The following is a 19,428-nucleotide window of genomic DNA, read 5'->3' as shown; positions in this document are numbered from 1 at the left end:
TACGGAGAACCCGAGTTAATGGAAGCCTATAAACTGGCAAGGACGTTAGCGCAAAATACCGCGACCCAGCGTCTGCTGCTCTCATCGGTAGAAGCCTCAGTGGCCGAGCTGCGCGGCCAGCAGCTCTCTCTACAGCAGCAAATTGCCTCTCTTTATCAAAAAATGGCGACATTGCTTTTGCAGGAATCTTCATCCGTTGATGTCGATGAGCAAAACATTCAGCCTCTGCTGCAGCAGTTGAACGACGAAATTGCCCTTACCCGCCAGCAGTTGGTTGCCGAAGAACAACGCTTTCAGCAGCATCAAAGCGCGCTGGCCACGCTGGATGAGCAAATAGACCAGCACGAAGCCGAGCGAGACGCTCAGCTTGCCGCAGACTCGCAAGCAGAGCAGGCGCGGCTGGACAAGGAAAACTTCTCGGCCGAGTTAGAGAAACAAACGGCACTTCACGTCGAACTCAAGGCCGAAGTAGCAGAAAAAACGGCTGTTTACGGTCAGCAGAAATTGTTCAGTTACCTGCTGAACAAAGGTTATGCTACCGAGCAATATCGCGCATGGCGTCTTCGCCGCAGCCTGGACGGTTGGATTGCAGGCCTGTGCCGCTTTAACGATAACGTGGCCAATTACCGAATGCTCTTTGCCCTGCAAAAAGCCTCCGAAACTAAGCTACAAACCCTTGAGCAGCAGGCTATAGCGCGTAACGATCGTTTCACTGCTTTTGTCAGCCGCATTGAAAGGAATATCGGCCTGCCCGATCTTTATCAGCGCCTTGAGGCGCTGGAAGCTAATTTGAGCGTAAGCCAGCAAAAGGTCAGCCAGCTGCAGCTTAAAATGCAGGAGTATGCCAGCGGAGAAGGTGAGAATTTTCAGCGAATTATGCGACGCCTGTCGGAACAAATGTCTCGGCTGCCGCAGCAAAAGCTCAGCGAACTGGTGACGCAAACCGCTTCGCCCGAAGACGATATTATGCTCGAAAGAATACGCACGCTTATCCCTCAGGAGACGAGTACCGGTGGCCGTATTGCAGCGGCTCAAACCGACCTTGAGGCGGCACGCAACGATCTTAATCGGGCCGAATCCCTGGAGAGTTCTTTCCATCAGCATGGCTTCAATAATGCCGACCTTGAGTTTAAATGGGGCCTGCTTGATAGCGAAGATAAACAGATCAAGCGCTATATGCACGGCGAGCAAAGCCTGGGCGATATTATGAATAAAATCTCCGCCGCCTCCCGCAAGCGTCCTAAACCGGCAACAACAGGCGGCTATAGCAGCAGTCGTCGAGCTACCTCCAGCACGACATGGTCATCCGGCTCGTCTTCCAGCAGGCGCTCAGGCGGAGGCTTTAGCTCTTCTTCTTCAACCGGTGGCGGCAGTTACCGGACAACGGACAGTTTCTGATGGATAAGGTAAAACTCAGCGATCAGCTTGGGGCGATGGCTATCATCGACGCGCTGCATGCCCGGCAAATTGCCGTTGAAGAGCATTTAGACTTACCGCTTTTACGGCAGAAAATCAGCCAGCGCATACGTGATTACTACCAGAAGTCGGGTACGTCCGTTAACGACGAGCTTATTGAAGAAGGCGTGAAAAACTGGTTCACGCACCGTTTGAGCTACCAGTCACCGCCGTTAACCCTCGGCCAGCGGTTGGGCTCAAGCCTTTATTTGACCAGTTCCAAATGGCTAAAAGGACTGGGCGTTCTGGTGCTGTGTAGCGCACTGTTTATGGGTTACCGGATTTATGATGCCCGTAGCCAGTTGGAAGCGTTGAACAACAGCATTTCACTACAGATAAAAAGAAACCACGACCTGACGGGCATTGCCCGGTATCTAAAAGGGACGCTGGATGTTGCCAATAAGGCGACACTTGTCTGGGCCACGAAGCCTTTAGCTGAGGTCGAAGATAAGGTAAACGGTATGCTGGAACAGTTTATCCACCAGCAGCCACAAAATCTGGCAATGGAGAATGCCCGTGCGCAGCGCGAGGAGCAGTTCCAGTCGCTGACGGCGCTGAATGACAAACAAAGAGATCTCCTGCAAAACGCCAATAATCTTATCGTCGACGTTACCCGCCTGCTGCGTGCTGACGGCTCGCTGCAGGAGATTACCGCCGATCCACAGTTCTCGACATTCCTCAGCCAGTCTTCTGACGTTGCGGCCAAATTCGACGCAGCGAAACAGGCTATATTGCAAAATAGCACGACGGTAGAGGCTACCGTGGCAGAGGTCAGCACCGCCGTAGAACAGCAAAAAACGCGTGCCGAGCGGATAAAGATTTTTGCAGAAAAGAAAAATAAGCTTCTCGGGCTCCCCCTTTCCAGTCAAGACAGAAAAACGCTCAGCGATTTTATCGGCGGGCTGGATCGTAGCTTAGCCGAACGCGGCTATACCGAGATAATCCCGCCTCCGGAATGGATTGAAGCAATTAATCGTATGAATGAAATGTACGAGTATGTCGTTGAACCTCTAACTTTCATCGTCGTAGATCGTATCGGGGAAAAATCTGGCGTGGAGCGAACTTACGATGAATCAGGAGGCCGCAGCTGGTACCTGATTACCGAGGCGATAAACAGTCGGGGCGTGCCGCAGTCCGTCTGGGTAAAAGACAGTGAAACCGGGCGGGAACGCAAGACGACCACCTTCGGCATTCGAATCTCGCAGGCCGAATTCGAGAAGCTGAAAAAAGACAAGCAGGAGGACGGCCACATCGATAACTACATCGTGGGCAATAAACCAGCCAATCAGCTTACGGTGCGCTACAAACGCCCGGTAATGGACGGTCGAATTCTGAGCTGGTAATGCCATCCCATCAAGCCCCGCCCTGCGGGGCTTTTTTACGCCGGTAAATTGTCTGGTTTTTGCATTTTTATCGTCAATGACACCCGAAATTCGGAAAATTCAACTAAGGTTTTCAGGGAGTTGATCGCAACGTAGCGTGTTGCGTCCCGTCGAAGGAGAAGGAATGATGATAAAACCCGTTTTGCACCGGCCTTATGCGCTATGTCTTGCGGCCCAGATGGCCGTTGCCGGTGCCGTATTTGGCCTCACGCCGCTTGCTTCATTTGCAGCCCAGGAAACCGAACGCCCTCCCCAGCCTCAAACGCCCGACGAGCTTTTTGGGCCTTTGTTTATTGATGTCCAGACAGCGAAGCTATTCCCCGACCAGAAAACTTTTGCTGATGCGGTGCCTAAAGGCGATCCGCTGATGATCCTCGCCGATTACCGCATGCAGCGCAGGCTATCCGGGTTTGATTTGCGCCACTTTGTTGACGTGAACTTTATCCTGCCGAAGAACGAGGATAACTATAAGCCGCAGGAAGGAGAAAGCCTGCGAGAACACATTAACGGGCTGTGGCCGGTGCTGACCCGCTCCGCCGACAGCACCAACAAATGGAACCCGCTGCTCCCGCTGCCAAAACCTTACGTTGTGCCAGGCGGCCGCTTCCAGGAGCTCTACTATTGGGATAGCTATTTCACCCTGCTGGGCCTGGCCGAGAGCGGCCGCTGGGACGATGTGCAGAACATGGTGGACAACTTCGCCCACGAAATCGATACCTGGGGTTATGTACCCAACGGCAACCGCAGCTATTACCTGGGCCGTTCGCAGCCGCCTTTCTTCGCCATGATGGTTGAACTGCTCGCGCAGAATAAAGGCGACAGCGTGTATACAACCTATTTGCCGCAGCTGAAGCAAGAATATAGCTGGTGGATGGAGGGCAGCGACGGCCTGAAGCCAGGCGATGCTCATGAGCGCGTTGTTAAGCTTAAAAATGGCGCCCTGCTCAACCGCTACTGGGATGATAAAGACACGCCGCGCACCGAGGCTTATCTCGACGACGTTACCACGGCGAAGAGTACGCCAGCACGTGCGGCAACCGATATCTATCGCGACCTGCGAGCCGCCGCGGCATCCGGCTGGGACTTTAGCTCACGCTGGATGGACAATCCGGCGCAGCTCGGTACGGTCAGAACCACAAGCATCGTGCCCGTTGACCTTAATGCGCTGCTTTACCAACTGGAAAAAACGCTCTCTCACGCCAGCGAACTGGCAAAAGATAGTGCGGCAGCAGAGCGCTATAAACAGGCCGCCGATGACCGTCAAAAAGCCATTGAGCAAAACCTGTGGAACGCCAAAGAAGGCTGGTATGCGGACTACGACCTTAAGAGCAATACGGTTCGCAATCAGCTAACCGCCGCCGCGCTGTTCCCGCTTTATGTGCATGTCGCCTCGCAGGACAGAGCGGATAAAATGGCGAAGGCTACGCGCCAGCATCTGCTCAACGCGGGCGGGCTGGCCGCCACCAGCGTCAAAACCAGCCAGCAATGGGATGCGCCAAACGGTTGGGCGCCGCTGCAGTGGGTGGCAACCGAAGGCCTGCAAAACTACGGGCACAAAGATTTGGCGCTGGAGGTGAGCTTCCGGTTCCTGAGCAACGTGCAGAACGTCTACAACAAAGAGCAAAAGCTGGTTGAGAAATACGATGTCACCACCAGCGGAACGGGCGGCGGCGGTGGCGAATACCCACTACAGGACGGCTTCGGCTGGACTAACGGTGTCGCGCTGAAAATGCTCGACCTGCTCTGCGATAAAGAAAAGCCCTGCGACAATGCCCCGGACAAGCTGCCTTCGGCAACCCCCGGCCCGGTAACCAATCCGGTTAAATCAGCGGCAGAGAAAACAGCCACACCGCCCACGGCAGACAAGCCAAAGCAGTAAAATAACGGCGGCTACGGCTGCCGTTACCTCAACTTAATCATTTCATTTAAAACAATAAGCCCATGAAATCATCAGTAATTTCATGGGCTTTCACGCATAAAAAAGCGCGGTATCGCTTGTATCAGCTAATAATAACGATAATAATTCGCATTCGAAATCGCATGTAGAAAACGCGTTTTCCCGTCGCAGGCCGACGGAGGAATTCCATCAGGATGATGACCTCAATACTTCCGGACAAAAAAATGATAAAGGCTTTTACCGTAAAGCGCTCCGCTTTACTCTGCGCGCTTGCTCTCATCGCCCCTTTTTCTTCATCGGCTGAAGACACGCTGGTTGTCACCGCCAAACCTGCCGATACCGCAACCTCTCCAACGATGGGTTACACCGCCACCACAACCCGTGGTGCAACCAAAACCGACGAACCGCTGATAACCACCGGGCAAAGCATTTCCGTGGTGACCCGCCAGCAAATGGAAGACCAGGGCGCGCAGACCATTAACAGCGCGCTGAACTACACGCCCGGCGTCTTTACCGGTTTTGCCGGCGGCGCAACTCGCTACGACACCGTTGCGCTACGCGGTTTCCACGGTGGTGACGTAAATAACATTTTCCTTGATGGTCTGCGCCTGATGAGCGACGCCGGCAGCTTTAACGTCGTGCAGGTCGATCCGTGGTTCCTGGAACGCCTTGATGTCATCAAAGGCCCCTCTTCCGCACTTTACGGCCAGACCGTACCGGGCGGCCTGGTGATGGAAACCTCGAAACGCCCGCAGTTTGTTGAAGAAGGCCACGTGCGGGCGATGTACGGCAATCACAATACCAACGGCACGGCGTTTGATTACACCAACGCGATTAACGACCAGTGGGCCTTCCGCATCACCGGCCTGACCAAAAATAGCGATACGCAGTATGAAAACACGCGCGACGAGCGCTACGCCATTTCGCCTTCTCTGCTGTGGCAACCTGACGACGCTACGTCTCTGGTGCTGAGAGCTTACCTGGAAAAAGATCCGTCCGGCGGCTTCCACGGTTCCGTTCCGGGCGACGGCAGCCTCTATACCACAACGGGACGCAAGCTGGATACCGGGTTCTCTGATGTGCAACCGGGCGATGACGCCTTCAAGCGCCACCAGCAGATCTACAGCTACGAGTTTGCTCACGCCTTCGACGACGTCTGGTCGTTCCGCTCGAACGCCAGCTATACCCACTCTAACGTGGCGCTACGCCAGGCCTATCAGATTGGCTGGGCGGACACCGCTCACAACGAACTTTCGCGCTATTACAGCAGCGAAAACTCCTCGCTGGACGCCTGGGCCATCGACAATCAGCTGGAAGCCGACTTCGCGACCGGCGAACTGCAGCATAAAGTGGTGCTTGGCGGTGAATATCACCGGTTCACCAACGACCTGACGGACGGGACTGGCTACACCACCAAACTGAACCCGTGGACCGGCGTGTCCGGCGGCATTGGCGGTTACTATTATTACGATCCACGTGACCTAAGCTACGCGACGATCAATCAGGGACTGCTGGTCAAAGCCGGCCGCCGCCAGTACGAGCAAACCGGGGCGTACCTGCAGGACGAAATGAAGTGGGACCGCTGGCATATGACGCTGTCTGGCCGCTACGATCATCTGGTCACCAAAAGTCACCTGGTGGCGACGGCGATCGATAGCGACGTGACGGACAACCGCAGCGACAACCACTTTAGCGGCCGCGCTTCCCTGCTGTACGCTTTTGATAACGGTATTTCTCCGTATGTGAGCTACAGCCAGGCCGTTACGCCGCAGGTGCTTTCCGATGCCGAAGGCAAGCTGCTGAAACCTACGACCGCCGAACAGTACGAAGCCGGGATTAAATACCAGCCGGCCGGCACCAGCGATCTGTACAGCGCCGCCGTTTACGATCTGACCCAGAAAGACGTGGGCAACCGTAACGTTCAGGGCGGATATTTTGAACCTGCGGGCAAAGTACATTCGCAGGGGCTGGAGCTGGAAGCACGTACTCAGCTAACGCCACGCCTGTCGACAATCGCCAGCTATACGCTCAACCGCGTACGCTACAAAGACGCCATTGATGGCAACGACGGCAACACGCCATACGTCACGCCAAATCAGATGGCTAGCCTGTGGAGCACGTTCAAAGCCGATTACGGTATCAGCCTGGGCGCGGGGATTCGCTACATCGGCAAACAGTGGGCCGACAACGAAAATACCCGGCGGATCCCTTCTGCAACGCTGCTGGATGCCATGGTTCGGGCAGATATGGGCGCATGGACACCGTCGCTGAAAGGCGCGTTTGTACAGCTTAATGCGACCAACCTGACGGGCCGTGACTATGTGGCGGGCTGCTACGGGACGGGCTATTGCTATTGGGGTGCGGAACGTTCGGTTATTGCGACCGTGGGTTATGATTTCTAATCTCGTCATAAAAAGCTAAACGTAAAAACGGCCCCGAAGGGCCGTTTTTTTGTAATGAATGACTTTCTACCGTCGTACCATCCTGAAAATAGCCAGCACAATAATGGCGCCAATCACCGCCACAAAGAAACTCGGCCAGTTAAAACCGGTTACCGGTCCGCCAAGGTGCAATGCCGTCGCTACCCAGCCGCCGACTACCGCGCCCACGATCCCCAGAATACAGGTGAGGATAATGCCGCCGCCGTCTTTGCCAGGCATAATAAACTTAGCAACCACACCCGCGATGAGACCAAAAATAATCCAGGCCAGGATACCCATTTTAGAACGTCCTCTTCTACATTGTGAGCTTTAGCAGGCTCGCCTGGCGCTCTCTGCGCCCCTGCCAGCGGCCTACTGTCAAAAAGAGTATAGTTCGGTTGCAGAAAAATGTGATGAATCTCACCTGGTTATGTTCATTTTCAGGCAAAAAAATTCAAAAATTTGTATTAAGTTTTGCCCGATTTTGCCGATAAGCTTCGATACCACAACCTGAAAACACAACAAGGACTTGAGCCTTGAGTCACTATAACGAGCAGTTCCTGAAGCAGTCTCCTCTGGCAGTATTAGGTGTGCTACGCGACTTACACAAACAGCAGGTTCCCGTCAGGCTGGAATGGTCTAACGGGCAGTTCATCAGCAAGATTCTCGAGGTCTCAGCGGACCGCCTGGTGCTGGACTTTGGTAGCCAGTCGCAGGAAAACCTTTCCGTGCAAAAGGCCACCCACATTGAGTTCATCGCTGAAACGCAGGGGGCAAAAGTTGAATTTAGCTTGCCCGGCCTGAAGGCGACGGAATATCAAAATCTGCCGGCGTTCACTACGCCGCTGCCGCCGTCGCTGTGGTTCGTGCAGCGCCGGGAATACTTCCGCATTACCGCCCCAATGCAGCCGCAGTATTACTGCCGCACCGAACTGGCCGATGGCTCTGAGTTTGCCTTCCGGCTTTGCGACCTGTCGCTCGGCGGCATGGGCGCGTTGGTTGACGGCTCATTGCCCCCAGGCCTCGCACCCGGCCTGCGTTTTGGCCGCGTAGAGATGGATCTCGTGGAATGGGGTAAGTTTTACTTCGATATGCAGCTGGTGATGGTTTCGGAGCGCAAGGTGGTGGACAGCAAAAATGAAACCATTTCAACGCCGCGCTTAAGCTTCCGTTTTTTAAACGTCAACCCGGCGGTAGAACGTGAACTGCAAAAGATTATTTTCTCGCTGGAGCGGTCGGCCCGGGAAAAGGCTAACCGCGTGAAGTAATTAAATAGCGTTCATGGCCCGCGTCACCTTGTACAGGTAGCGCGGTGCCTGCGGCGCAGGATGATTGGTGGCGATATGCTGATAGAACTCGTCCGGGCTCAGGCGATTTATCTTGTCTATCGCATCCTGCCTGTCGGAATCAAAGGTTCTTAATAGCGCCCCCGCCCCGTTCACGTAAGAGACAATCAGCGCGTACTGCATCACCTGCGGGTCGTTGATCCCACGCAAAATACCGTGTTCAAGAATACTCAGGTAGGCCGTGCCGATATCAATGTTGCGCGCAGGGTCCCGCAGTTCACTGTTCGACGGCTGCCCGCTGAAGCCCTGATTGCGGTATACTTCTCTTCCCGCCGTAGAGGCCTTGATTTGCATCAGCCCGATGGCGTTCGAAGCGCTGACCAGCTGCGGATTGCCGCCGGACTCCACCGCGATAATCGCGGTTATCAATCTAGGGCTTACGCCCCATTGCTGCCCGGACTGCTCGGTGATGGGCATCCAGTTCAACGCCCGCTGGGTGGGAATAGTCGGATCCCACGGGGCCTGCTGCTGAGGTGAATGGCTGGAACAGCCGGCCAGAAACAGCACCAGAACGATAAACCATCTTAATTTCACGCATCTATCCTTATTGATGTGCTCGCCATAACGGCGATGACAAGCGCTCTCGATAGCGGCATGATAACCAATTCATATTCAGCAAGGAAATGCCATGTCTCTGATTCATTTAATCGCCCCATCCGGTTACTGCATTAATCAGCAGGCCGCGGCCAGGGGCATCCGCCGGCTGGAAGAGAACGGGCATCAGGTGGTTAATCAGCAGGCGGTCACAAGGCGTTTTCAGCGTTTTGCGGGAACGGATAGCGAACGACTGGCGGAGATTAATCAACTGGCAACGCTGCCGCCGGAAACCGATATCGTGCTCGCGGTGCGCGGCGGCTATGGCGCAAGCCGCCTACTGGAAAACATCGACTTCTCACGCCTGGGCGCAGCGCTGCGAGCCAGGCCGCAAATCATCTGCGGCCACAGCGACTTTACCGCTATCCAGCTAGGCCTGCTGGCGCAGTGCGGTACAATCACCTTCAGCGGCCCCATGCTCGCCGGGAATTTCGGCGCCGAAGAGATGGACGAGTTTACCTGGCGTCACTTCTGGCAGGCGCTCAGCGAACCTGAATTTACCGTCAGTTGGGCAAGCGATGCCCCTGCCGTGCAGGCAAGCGGGACGGTGTGGGGCGGTAATCTGGCGATGCTGATTTCGCTGACAGGTACGCCGTGGCTGCCAACGATTGAGGGCGGCATTCTGGTTGTCGAAGACATCAACGAACACCCTTTCCGCGTCGAGCGCATGCTGCTGCAGCTTCACCATGCGGGCATTCTCTCTCGCCAAAAAGCGATTGTTTTAGGCAGTTTTAACGGCGCGACGGCAACCGACTATGACGCAGGGTATAATTTTGAAGAGATGCGCCAGACCCTGCAGAAGCGTTTACAGGTTCCTGTTTTACACGGCCTGCCGTTTGGTCACGAACCCCAAACCGTCACCCTGCCTCTCGGGGCGTTTGGCGAGCTTATTCATGACGGCGAAACGGCGCGTCTGACGTTAAGCGGCCACCCGGTTCTCGGCAAAAGAAACCCACTTTAAGCGCCTTTTTTGGGCGTTTAATCCACAGATTACATGTTAAAATTCCGCGACATAGATTAAGGAGATGAATGATTTTGGACGCAGGGGCGATAGTCAGTCTGTTTATTTTGGGTTCCGTTCTGGTAACTTGCAGTATCTTATTAAGTTCATTCTCCTCTCGTCTGGGCATTCCCATTCTGGTTATCTTTTTGGCTATCGGCATGCTGGCCGGTATCGACGGCCTGGGCGGTATCCCGTTTGATAACTATCCCTTCGCCTATCTGATCAGTAACCTGGCGCTGGCAGTTATCCTGCTTGACGGCGGCATGCGAACGCAGGCGAGTTCATTTCGCGTTGCGCTCGGCCCCGCGCTTTCACTGGCAACCGTTGGCGTATTAATTACCTCCGGCTTGACCGGTGTTGCAGCAGCCTGGCTGTTCAACCTGAACCTTATTGACGGCCTGCTTATCGGGGCCATCGTCGGTTCGACCGATGCTGCGGCGGTCTTTTCGCTGCTCGGCGGTAAAGGCCTCAACGAGCGCGTGGGCGCAACGCTTGAGATTGAGTCGGGCAGTAATGACCCGATGGCGGTGTTTCTCACCATTACGCTGATTGAGATGATTCAGCAGCACCAGACAGGCCTGAGCTGGATGTTCCTGGTGCATATCATTCAGCAGTTCGGGCTGGGGATAGTGCTTGGCCTTGGCGGCGGCTACCTGCTGCTGCAAATGATTAACCGCATCACCCTGCCTCAGGGGCTGTATCCGATGCTGGCGCTGAGCGGCGGCATTATGGTGTTTGGCGTGACGACGGCGCTGGACGGCAGCGGCATTCTGGCGGTTTACCTGTGCGGCTTTGTGATGGGCAATCGGCCTATTCGCAGCCGCTTTGGTATTCTGCAAACCTTTGACGGGCTGGCCTGGATGGCGCAAATCGGTATGTTCCTGGTGCTTGGCCTGCTGGTGAACCCCTCTGACCTGCTGCCGATTGCGGTGCCTGCGCTGCTGCTGTCAGCGTGGATGATCTTCTTTGCCCGGCCGCTGTCCATTTTTGCCGGCCTGCTGCCCTTCCGGGGCTTTAACCTGCGTGAGCGTGTGTTTATCAGCTGGGTTGGGCTGCGCGGCGCCGTGCCTATCATTCTGGCGGTCTTCCCGATGATGGCCGGGCTGGATAACGCCCGCCTGTTCTTCAACGTCGCCTTCTTCGTGGTGCTGGTTTCACTGCTGCTGCAGGGAACCTCCCTCGGCTGGGCGGCGAAAAAAGCAAAAGTCGTGGTACCGCCGGTCGGCTGGCCGGTTTCCCGCGTAGGGCTGGATATCCATCCTGATAACCCGTGGGAGCAGTTTGTCTACCAGTTGAGCGAAGAGAAATGGTGCGTGGGTGCCGCCCTGCGTGACCTGCATATGCCTGAAGAGACGCGTATTGCCGCGCTGTTCCGCGATAACGAGCTGCTGCACCCGACGGGCAGCACCCGGCTTCGCGAGGGCGATGTGCTCTGCGTCATCGGTCGCGAACGTGACCTTCCCGCACTCGGAAAGCTGTTTAGCCAGTCGCCGCCCGTGGATTTGGATCAGCGCTTCTTTGGTGACTTTATTCTGGAGGCCAGCGCCCAGTTCTCCGACGTGGCGACCATTTACGGCCTGACGCTGGATGAAGAGGTCAATACCCAGCAGTCGCTCGGTGATTTTGTGCTGGGGATGCTCGGCGGCGCGCCGGTTGTCGGTGACCAGGTTGAGTTCGCCGGTATGATTTGGACGGTGGCGGAGAAAGAGGACAACCTGGTACGTAAGATTGGTGTCCGCGTTGCCGGGGAAGAAGAGGAATAGCCTCTTCTCTTCTGCCCCGAACGCTTTATCTTAGTCACAAATACCCATAATTATGCAGTGCTGGCTAAGGTTCCGTTCACTTCCTGTCCTGCTTCACATGTCACCACCAAACCGGTGAACGACTCGGGGAAGTCACCGTCACTTCCCCGAGACCCCGGACTCCCGGCCAAATAAATCGACCGCTAAAGCGGCAGACCTCCGTTTTATCTCCCAGTCCTGGGTCGGCTGAGATGCGTTCCCGACGCTCTCAGCCTCCGGCCGTTCCCGACGTCCGGACCCTGGCCAGTCGGAGAGAAAACGGAGGCGATTTAAGCCGGAACCGTGCCTCGCTTCAAGCTAATAGCTACGCTGGACATAAAAATTGCTGCCAGTCCCAACGCCACGCCCTTGTTCCCGGCTCTCATCGCCCCCGGTTATGACCCAACTCAGGCGGGGTTGAGCTGCCGGGAGCAGCGAAAGAGAGCGATCGTCGGGAACGAATCGCGAACGACCCCGAATGTTTGGGTGATAGCCGGTGGGTTTACCGCTTCAGCGGCGATGAGCTCGCCGGGCGCCGGGGCTGTTCGGGGGATGGCGTTATCCCCCGGACACGTTCACCGTGATCTGAATGTGCTGGGGAAAGCAATTTACGGGTGAACGTAACAAATACTGGGCTATACAGCTCTCCCGGGATATTTGGAAAGAGAAACAGGTAGAAGAAATAGCTCCTGGAACATTAACTCACCATCACCGGCACTCGCGGCGCTAACGCACACATCAGCTCATAACCGACCGTACCAGCGGCGCTGGCAACGTCATCAATTTTGACGTTTTTGCCCCACATCTCGACCGGGCTGCCGATGCCAGCCTGCGGGCATGGCGTCAGGTCCACGGTAATCATGTCCATCGACACTTTTCCTACCACTCTGGTCATCACGCCGTCCACCATCACCGGCGTGCCGTCCGGGGCTATGCGTGGATAACCGTCCGCGTAGCCACCCGCGACGATACCGATACGCTGTTCACCGCTTGCCGTATAGCGGCTGCCGTAGCCTACGGTATCGCCCGCTTTCAGGGTCTGGATGCCGATAATTTCGCTGCTTAGCGTCATCACCGGCTGGATTCCGCTGGTCGCCACATCCTGCCACTGGCCGCTCGGGGACGCACCATAAAGGATGATGCCCGGACGAACCCAGTCAAAATGCGCTTCCGGGTGCCACAGCGTCGCCGCAGAGTTTGACAGCGAACGAGGAGCATCAATGCCTTCCGCCGCCTGCTCGATGCGCTTCATCGGCTCGATGATGCCTTCGGGCTGTTCTGCATCGGCAAAATGCGCCATCAGAGTCAGCTGACCCACGTTTGAGATCGAACGGAGTTTTTGCCAGATGCTGTGCACGCGATCGGGCGTAAAGCCCAGCCGGTTCATGCCGCTGTTAATTTTAAGATAAACGTCCAGCGGCGCGCTGAGTTTGGCATTCGCCAGCGCCTTAACCTGCCAGTTGCTGTGCAGGCTGGTGGTCAGCCGGTATTTATCAAACAGCGCCAGTTCATCGGCATGGAAGAAGCCTTCCAGCATCAGGATCGGGCCTTTCCAGCCACGCTCCCGCAGCAAAATGGCCTCTTCGAGGTTCAACATCGCAAAACCATCCGTCGCGCCGAGCGCCGACCAGACACGATCGAGACCGTGCCCGTAAGCATTGGCCTTGACGACCGACCACACGCGAGACTGTGGCGCGGCTCTGCGCACCACATCAAGATTATTGCGCAGGGCGCTGAGATCCAGCGTCGCTACCACAGGACGGGACATGACGGCTCCTTTTAGTTATGTGCGCCATGAAGATGGCGAGCGCTCAGGGGCGTAAAGCCTGGCGTGTAGCGGGCAATACCTAAATCCTCGCTCGGTATCGCCGGAGTGCGCCCGGAGATCAGGTCGCTCAGCATCTGGCCTGAGCCACACGCCATCGTCCAGCCCAGCGTGCCGTGCCCCGTATTCAGCCAGAGATTCTTGAACGGCGTGCGCCCTACAATAGGCGTTCCGTCCGGGGTCATTGGGCGCAGGCCGGTCCAGAAAGTCGCCTGTTCCACGTGCCCACCGCGTGGATAGAGATCTCTGACGACCATCTCCAGCGTCTCGCGACGCGGCTGTAACAGGTCGGTATTGAAGCCAACGATTTCCGCCATTCCACCGACGCGAATACGGTTATCAAAGCGGGTAATGGCAATTTTGTAGGTCTCGTCGAGAATGGTCGAGACCGGCGCGCCCTGCTCATCGGCAATCGGGATAGTCAGCGAGTAGCCTTTTAAAGGATAGACAGGAATATCGGCAATGCCCTTGAGCAGGCCGGTGGAGTACGAGCCAAAAGCCACCACGTAAGCATCACCCTTCACCACTTCCTGGCCGCACTGCACGCCGCTAATTTGCTGATTTTCGTACAGCAGGCGATCGACAGGCGTATTGAAACGAAACTCAACGCCCGCTTCCGCCGCCATGCGCGCCAGGTTTTGGGTAAACAGCTGGCAGTCACCGGTTTCATCGTTCGGTAAACGTAGACCGCCGGTCAGCTTATGGGCAACGTCCGCCAACGCTGGCTCTACGCGATTGAGCTGGCTGGCTTCCAGAAGCTCATACGGCACTCCGGCATCTTTCAACACCGCGATATCTTTTGCCGCGCTTTCATACTGCTGCTCGGTACGGAACAGTTGTAGAGTCCCGCCCTGCCGGCCTTCATACTGAATCCCGGTCGCGTGGCGCAGCTCTTTCAGGCAATCGCGGCTGTATTCGGCCAGGCGCACCATGCGGCCTTTGTTTTCCATGTAGTGGCGGGTATCGCAGTTGCGTAGCATCTGCCACATCCACTTCAGCTGGAACTGGGTGCCGTCAAGGCTGATAGCCAGAGGTGCATGACGCTGGAACATCCATTTGATGGCTTTTAAAGGGACGCCAGGTGCCGCCCAGGGTGCAGCGTAACCCGGTGAAATTTGACCGGCGTTGGCGGCACTGGTTTCCTGCGCCGGCCCAGATTCGCGATCGATGACGGTGACTTCATGCCCGGCCTGACGTAAATACCAGGCGCTTGCCACGCCAACGACACCACTTCCCAGCACCACAACACGCATATCTGCTCCGCATTTAGCTAAAAGAATAATCTTCTGATTACATATTGATAACTCAGTTGAATATGTTATTCAACATATGGCTTTATTATGGTGACTAACCTCACAGGTTTGCCCGCCAGCACTGGCCCGGGATAATTAGCATCTCCTGCACGGGAAAACATTTTAGCCAAAATAAAATGCTACAGGGTGAGTAAAAAGCCGGGTATCGGAATCAATAAATCGCGAATAAAAAATTTTACTTGTCGGCGCTATCTTTCAGGAGTTGTCTATTCTTGAGAGTGAGGCTTTCCATTCAGAGAGAGCCGAAAACAATGAGGGCGCGCTGATGGCTACCGTAACTGATTTCGCCACAAAGGATCCCAACCGTCTGAGCGACGGACCCGACTGGACGTTTGAGCTACTGGACATCTACCTGGCTGAGATTGACCGGGTAGCAAAGCTCTACAGGCTGGACACCTATCCCCACCAGATTGAGGTCATCACCTCAGAGCAGATGATGGATGCCTACTCGAGCGTCGGGATGCCGATTAATTATCCGCACTGGTCTTTTGGCAAAAAATTCATCGAGACCGAGCGCCTGTATAAACACGGGCAGCAAGGGCTGGCGTATGAGATTGTCATCAACTCGAATCCCTGCATTGCCTATTTGATGGAGGAGAACACCATCACCATGCAGGCGCTGGTGATTGCTCATGCCTGTTACGGGCATAACTCCTTCTTTAAAAACAACTATTTATTCCGAAGCTGGACGGATGCCAGCTCGATAATCGACTATCTGATCTTCGCTAAGAACTACATTACCCAGTGCGAAGAGCGCTACGGGGTGGATGAGGTGGAGCGCCTGCTGGATTCGTGTCATGCGCTGATGAACTATGGCGTGGACCGCTATAAACGCCCGCAAAAAATCTCGCTGCAGGAGGAGAAAGCGCGTCAGAAAAGCCGCGAGGAGTATCTGCAAAGCCAGGTGAACACGCTTTGGCGTACGCTACCGCGTAAGGAAGAGGAAAAAACCGCGGAGTCCGCCCACCGCTTCCCTTCCGAACCGCAGGAGAATCTGCTGTATTTCATGGAGAAGAACGCTCCGCTGCTGGAGCCGTGGCAGCGTGAGATCCTGCGCATTGTGCGCAAGGTCAGCCAGTATTTTTATCCGCAAAAGCAAACCCAGGTGATGAACGAAGGCTGGGCGACATTCTGGCATTACACCATTCTGAATCATCTGTATGACGAGGGAAAAGTCAGCGACCGCTTTATGCTGGAGTTTCTTCATAGCCACACCAACGTGGTGTTCCAGCCACCGTATAACAGCCCCTGGTATAACGGTATTAACCCGTACGCGCTAGGGTTTGCGATGTTCCAGGACATCAAACGTATCTGCCAGTCACCGACGGAAGAAGACCGCTACTGGTTCCCGGATATTGCCGGTAAAGACTGGCTGGAAACGCTGCACTTTGCCATGCGCGACTTCAAGGACGAGAGTTTTATCAGCCAGTTTCTGTCGCCTAAGCTGATGCGAGACTTCCGCCTGTTCACCGTGCTGGATGACGACCGTAATAATTTCCTGGAGATTTCGGCCATCCATAACGAAGAAGGTTATCGGGAGATTCGCTCTCAGCTCTCGGCGCAGTACAACCTCAGCAACCTGGAGCCAAATATTCAGGTCTGGGATGTGGATCTGCGTGGCGATCGTTCTTTGACGCTGCGCTATATTCCGCACAACCGGGCGCCGCTGGATAAAGGCCGCCGCGAGGTGCTTAAGCACGTGCACCGCCTGTGGGGATTTGACGTGATTATGGAACAGCAAAATGCGGACGGTAGCGTCGAGTTACTGGAACGGTGCCCGCAAAAAAATCCTTTATAAACCAGATGCAAGCGAAAAAAAAACGCTTCCGGAAGGAAGCGTTTTTTATTCTGCTTAGCGACTGTGCATCGCTAAATCACCCGGCAAGTTTTTCTGCATACGGTGCCAAATCTCGCCGCTCTCGCGGCCATAATTACGCACGGTATCAAAGACCTGATCGTGAAGCCCCTGCTGGCAAATTTCCGCCAGGCGGTGGTAGAAGCCCAGCGCCAGGCTGCGAGCTTCGGGATTTGAAAAGTAGTGACGCCCGATACGGGTGTACAGCCCTTTCATACCGTTAAGGATCAGACCATAAATCGGGTTACCGGACGCAAACGCCAGGCCACGGAAAATGTTGTAATCGAGCTCGGCAAACGCGTCGGCGTGATCTTCAACCTTGTTGGCGGTGGCCAGCACCTCCTGCGATTTATCCGGATACTGACGAAGGGCTGTACGGATAAATATCGTTGAAATATTGGTCCGCACGGACAGCAGATTATCAATCAGCTGCGGCACGCTGTCGTGATCCAGCCGCGCCAGCGTTTCCAGGATATTTAAGCCTGACGTTTCCCAGAAATTGTTAACACGAGTCGGTTTTCCGTGCTGGATAGTCAACCAGCCGTCGCGAGCAAGACGCTGAAGCACTTCACGTAATGTGGTTCGCGTCACGCCAATAAGTTCTGATAATTCACGCTCTGCCGGAAGGATAGACCCCGGCGGAAAACGGCTGTTCCAGATACTTTCTATAATATACTCTTCCGCGAAACCCGCTGGGCTCTGCGCCTTAATGACCATAGTAAGATTTCCATTACTCAGGTTTTGCAAATTGGACTCATCATACCAGATGCCATGCACGCCAGATAGCGGGGGCGACGTGCAAATGCGGGATCGGCGTTGAATTTTGACGATTAATGCCTTAACTCAGGATTTCCTGCGGCTTGATCGCGTGAGCCTTATACGAGTACCCTGAAGGGCTATATTATTAAACATCAACATAATACAACGGATAACGGTAATTTTACGATGGAAATGTCCTCCGGGCGGGCGCTGTACCGCAATTTTCTGGGTCAATCACCTGACTGGTACAAGCTTACGCTGATTATCTTTTTAGTGATTAATCCGCTGGTTTTCTGGTTTGTCAGCCCGTTTGTCGCGGGTTGGATGCTGGTGATTGAGTTTATCTTCACCCTGGCGATGGCGCTGAAGTGCTATCCGCTGCTGCCCGGCGGCCTGCTTGCCATTGAAGCCGTGTTGGTCGGCATGACCAGCCCCGAACACGTTCACGGTGAAGTTGCGGCTAATCTGGAAGTCCTGCTGCTGCTGATGTTCATGGTGGCCGGGATCTACTTCATGAAGCAGCTGTTACTGCTGTTATTTACCCGACTGCTGCTGGGCATTCGCTCCAAAATTGCGCTGTCGCTGGCCTTTTGCGTCGCCGCCGCGTTTCTCTCCGCATTTCTCGATGCCTTAACCGTGGTCGCAGTGGTTATCAGCGTGGCCGTTGGCTTCTACAGCATCTATCACCGCGTGGTGTCTGAGGCGCAGGATGACGGCAACGTCCAGGACGATAGCCATATTCAGACCGACAGCCGGGAGATCCTTGAGCAGTTCCGCGCTTTCCTGCGTAGCCTGATGATGCACGCCGGCGTGGGGACCGCGCTCGGCGGTGTGATGACCATGGTCGGCGAGCCGCAGAACCTGATTATTGCTAAAAATGCCGGCTGGCATTTCGGTGATTTCTTCCTGCGAATGATGCCGGTAACGGTACCGGTGCTGATTTGTGGCCTGCTAACCTGTGTCCTTCTTGAGCGCTTTAAGGTGCTTGGTTACGGGCAAACGTTGCCGGAAAAAGTACGCGGCATCCTGCATGACTTCGATGCCGAAAGCGCGAAGAAACGGACGAAGCAGGACAAAATGAAGCTGCTTATTCAGGCGCTGATCGGCGTTTGGCTGATCGTCGCCCTGGCTTTGCATCTGGCAGAAGTCGGCCTTATCGGTCTGTCGGTGATTATTCTGGCGACCTCGCTGTGCGGCGTGACCGATGAGCACGCGATTGGCAAGGCCTTTACCGAAGCACTGCCGTTTACCGCCCTGCTGACCGTTTTCTTCACTATTGTGGCGGTGATCATCGATCAGCATTTGTTTAGCCCGATAATTCAGTACGTGCTGGATGCCTCCCCGCATGCCCAGCTGTCGCTGTTTTACATCTTTAACGGCCTGCTCTCTTCCATCTCTGACAACGTCTTTGTTGGCACCGTTTATATCAGCGAAGCGAAAACCGCGCTGCAACATGGCGCGATTGATATGAAACAGTTCGAGCTGTTGGCGGTAGCCATTAATACCGGGACTAACCTGCCGTCGGTGGCGACGCCTAACGGCCAGGCGGCATTCCTGTTCCTGCTGACCTCTGCGCTGGCGCCGTTGATTCGCCTCTCTTACGGACGGATGGTTATTATGGCGCTCCCGTACACTCTCGTTCTGACGCTTGTGGGCCTGCTTTGCGTTGAGTACACGCTGGTGCCCGCCACCGAATGGATGCTTGCCAGCGGCTGGTTAACCACGCCTGACACACTGGTTGTACCACACTAAGGTAATTTGACGGGAAGTCCGCTTCCCGTTACAAATTTTTTCCTTA

The 19,428-nt window shown here is 55.2% G+C and carries 13 protein-coding genes and 1 pseudogene; 9 read left to right on the top strand and 5 right to left on the bottom strand.

The genetic code is table 11. The features are described from left to right. Positions 1-18 precede the first annotated feature (18 nt). The 4 genes from JT31_RS21910 to JT31_RS21895 all read left to right on the top strand — a co-directional run bounded on the left by JT31_RS21910 (position 19) and on the right by JT31_RS21895 (position 7,136). Positions 19-1,398 carry a hypothetical protein gene (locus JT31_RS21910; protein WP_038482180.1) on the top strand — a complete coding sequence of 460 codons (1,380 nt, stop codon included), beginning with the start codon at positions 19-21 and terminating at the stop codon, positions 1,396-1,398. After that, positions 1,398-2,798 (top strand): DUF6384 family protein, encoded by a 1,401-nt coding sequence (locus JT31_RS21905; protein ID WP_038482177.1) that lies wholly within the window; start codon positions 1,398-1,400, stop codon positions 2,796-2,798. Before JT31_RS21910 ends, JT31_RS21905 begins: the two co-directional genes overlap by 1 nt. Before the next feature lie 166 nt (positions 2,799-2,964). Next, positions 2,965-4,716 (top strand): alpha,alpha-trehalase TreA, encoded by a 1,752-nt coding sequence (treA, locus tag JT31_RS21900; RefSeq protein WP_052049084.1) that lies wholly within the window; start codon positions 2,965-2,967, stop codon positions 4,714-4,716. Positions 4,717-4,958: 242 nt separating this feature from the next. After that, positions 4,959-7,136 carry a TonB-dependent siderophore receptor gene (locus tag JT31_RS21895; RefSeq protein WP_038483489.1) on the top strand — a complete coding sequence of 726 codons (2,178 nt, stop codon included), beginning with the start codon at positions 4,959-4,961 and terminating at the stop codon, positions 7,134-7,136. Between the two features lie 66 nt (positions 7,137-7,202). On the opposite strand, the gene JT31_RS21890 is transcribed toward JT31_RS21895, so the two are convergent. Beyond that, on the bottom strand, positions 7,203-7,454 hold the full coding sequence (locus JT31_RS21890; protein ID WP_038482174.1) for a GlsB/YeaQ/YmgE family stress response membrane protein: 252 nt from the start codon (positions 7,452-7,454) through the stop codon (positions 7,203-7,205). A 236-nt stretch (positions 7,455-7,690) separates the two neighbouring features. Between JT31_RS21890 and ycgR the strand changes: the two genes are divergently transcribed. Next, positions 7,691-8,422, top strand: coding sequence for a flagellar brake protein YcgR (ycgR, locus tag JT31_RS21885; RefSeq protein WP_038482171.1), 732 nt, complete (start codon positions 7,691-7,693; stop codon positions 8,420-8,422). Here the strand turns inward: ycgR and emtA are convergent, their stop codons facing one another. Next, a complete protein-coding gene (gene emtA, locus JT31_RS21880) occupies positions 8,423-9,034 on the bottom strand; it encodes a membrane-bound lytic murein transglycosylase EmtA (protein ID WP_038482168.1) in 612 nt (203 codons plus the stop codon). A gap of 94 nt (positions 9,035-9,128) precedes the next feature. Between emtA and ldcA the strand changes: the two genes are divergently transcribed. Then, positions 9,129-10,055, top strand: a complete 927-nt coding sequence (gene ldcA, locus JT31_RS21875) for a muramoyltetrapeptide carboxypeptidase (protein ID WP_038482166.1) — start codon at positions 9,129-9,131, stop codon at positions 10,053-10,055. Positions 10,056-10,123: 68 nt separating this feature from the next. Continuing rightward, a pseudogene (locus JT31_RS21870) lies at positions 10,124-11,794 on the top strand (potassium/proton antiporter); the annotation flags it as partial. Positions 11,795-12,575: 781 nt separating this feature from the next. Here JT31_RS21870 and dadX read toward each other — a convergent pair. Beyond that, complete coding sequence (gene dadX / locus JT31_RS21860; RefSeq protein WP_038482160.1) at positions 12,576-13,646, bottom strand: catabolic alanine racemase DadX; 1,071 nt, start codon at positions 13,644-13,646, stop codon at positions 12,576-12,578. Between the two features lie 11 nt (positions 13,647-13,657). Then, positions 13,658-14,956, bottom strand: coding sequence for a D-amino acid dehydrogenase (locus JT31_RS21855; RefSeq protein WP_038482159.1), 1,299 nt, complete (start codon positions 14,954-14,956; stop codon positions 13,658-13,660). 325 nt (positions 14,957-15,281) lie between these two features. Between JT31_RS21855 and JT31_RS21850 the strand changes: the two genes are divergently transcribed. After that, positions 15,282-16,814, top strand: a complete 1,533-nt coding sequence (locus JT31_RS21850) for a SpoVR family protein (protein ID WP_038483483.1) — start codon at positions 15,282-15,284, stop codon at positions 16,812-16,814. 54 nt (positions 16,815-16,868) lie between these two features. Here the strand turns inward: JT31_RS21850 and fadR are convergent, their stop codons facing one another. After that, entirely contained in the window at positions 16,869-17,588 is a 720-nt protein-coding gene (gene fadR / locus JT31_RS21845; RefSeq protein WP_038482156.1) for a fatty acid metabolism transcriptional regulator FadR, read from the bottom strand. Positions 17,589-17,816: 228 nt separating this feature from the next. Here fadR and nhaB point away from each other — a divergent pair, with 228 nt between their 5' ends. Beyond that, positions 17,817-19,382 (top strand): sodium/proton antiporter NhaB, encoded by a 1,566-nt coding sequence (nhaB, locus tag JT31_RS21840; protein ID WP_038482154.1) that lies wholly within the window; start codon positions 17,817-17,819, stop codon positions 19,380-19,382. Positions 19,383-19,428: the final 46 nt, after the last annotated feature.

The organism is Cedecea neteri, assembly GCF_000757825.1.
Classification (GTDB): domain Bacteria; phylum Pseudomonadota; class Gammaproteobacteria; order Enterobacterales; family Enterobacteriaceae; genus Cedecea; species Cedecea selenatireducens.
The sequence above is the reverse complement of the archived record's forward strand: the minus strand, read 5'-3'. Positions and strand labels throughout refer to the sequence as shown.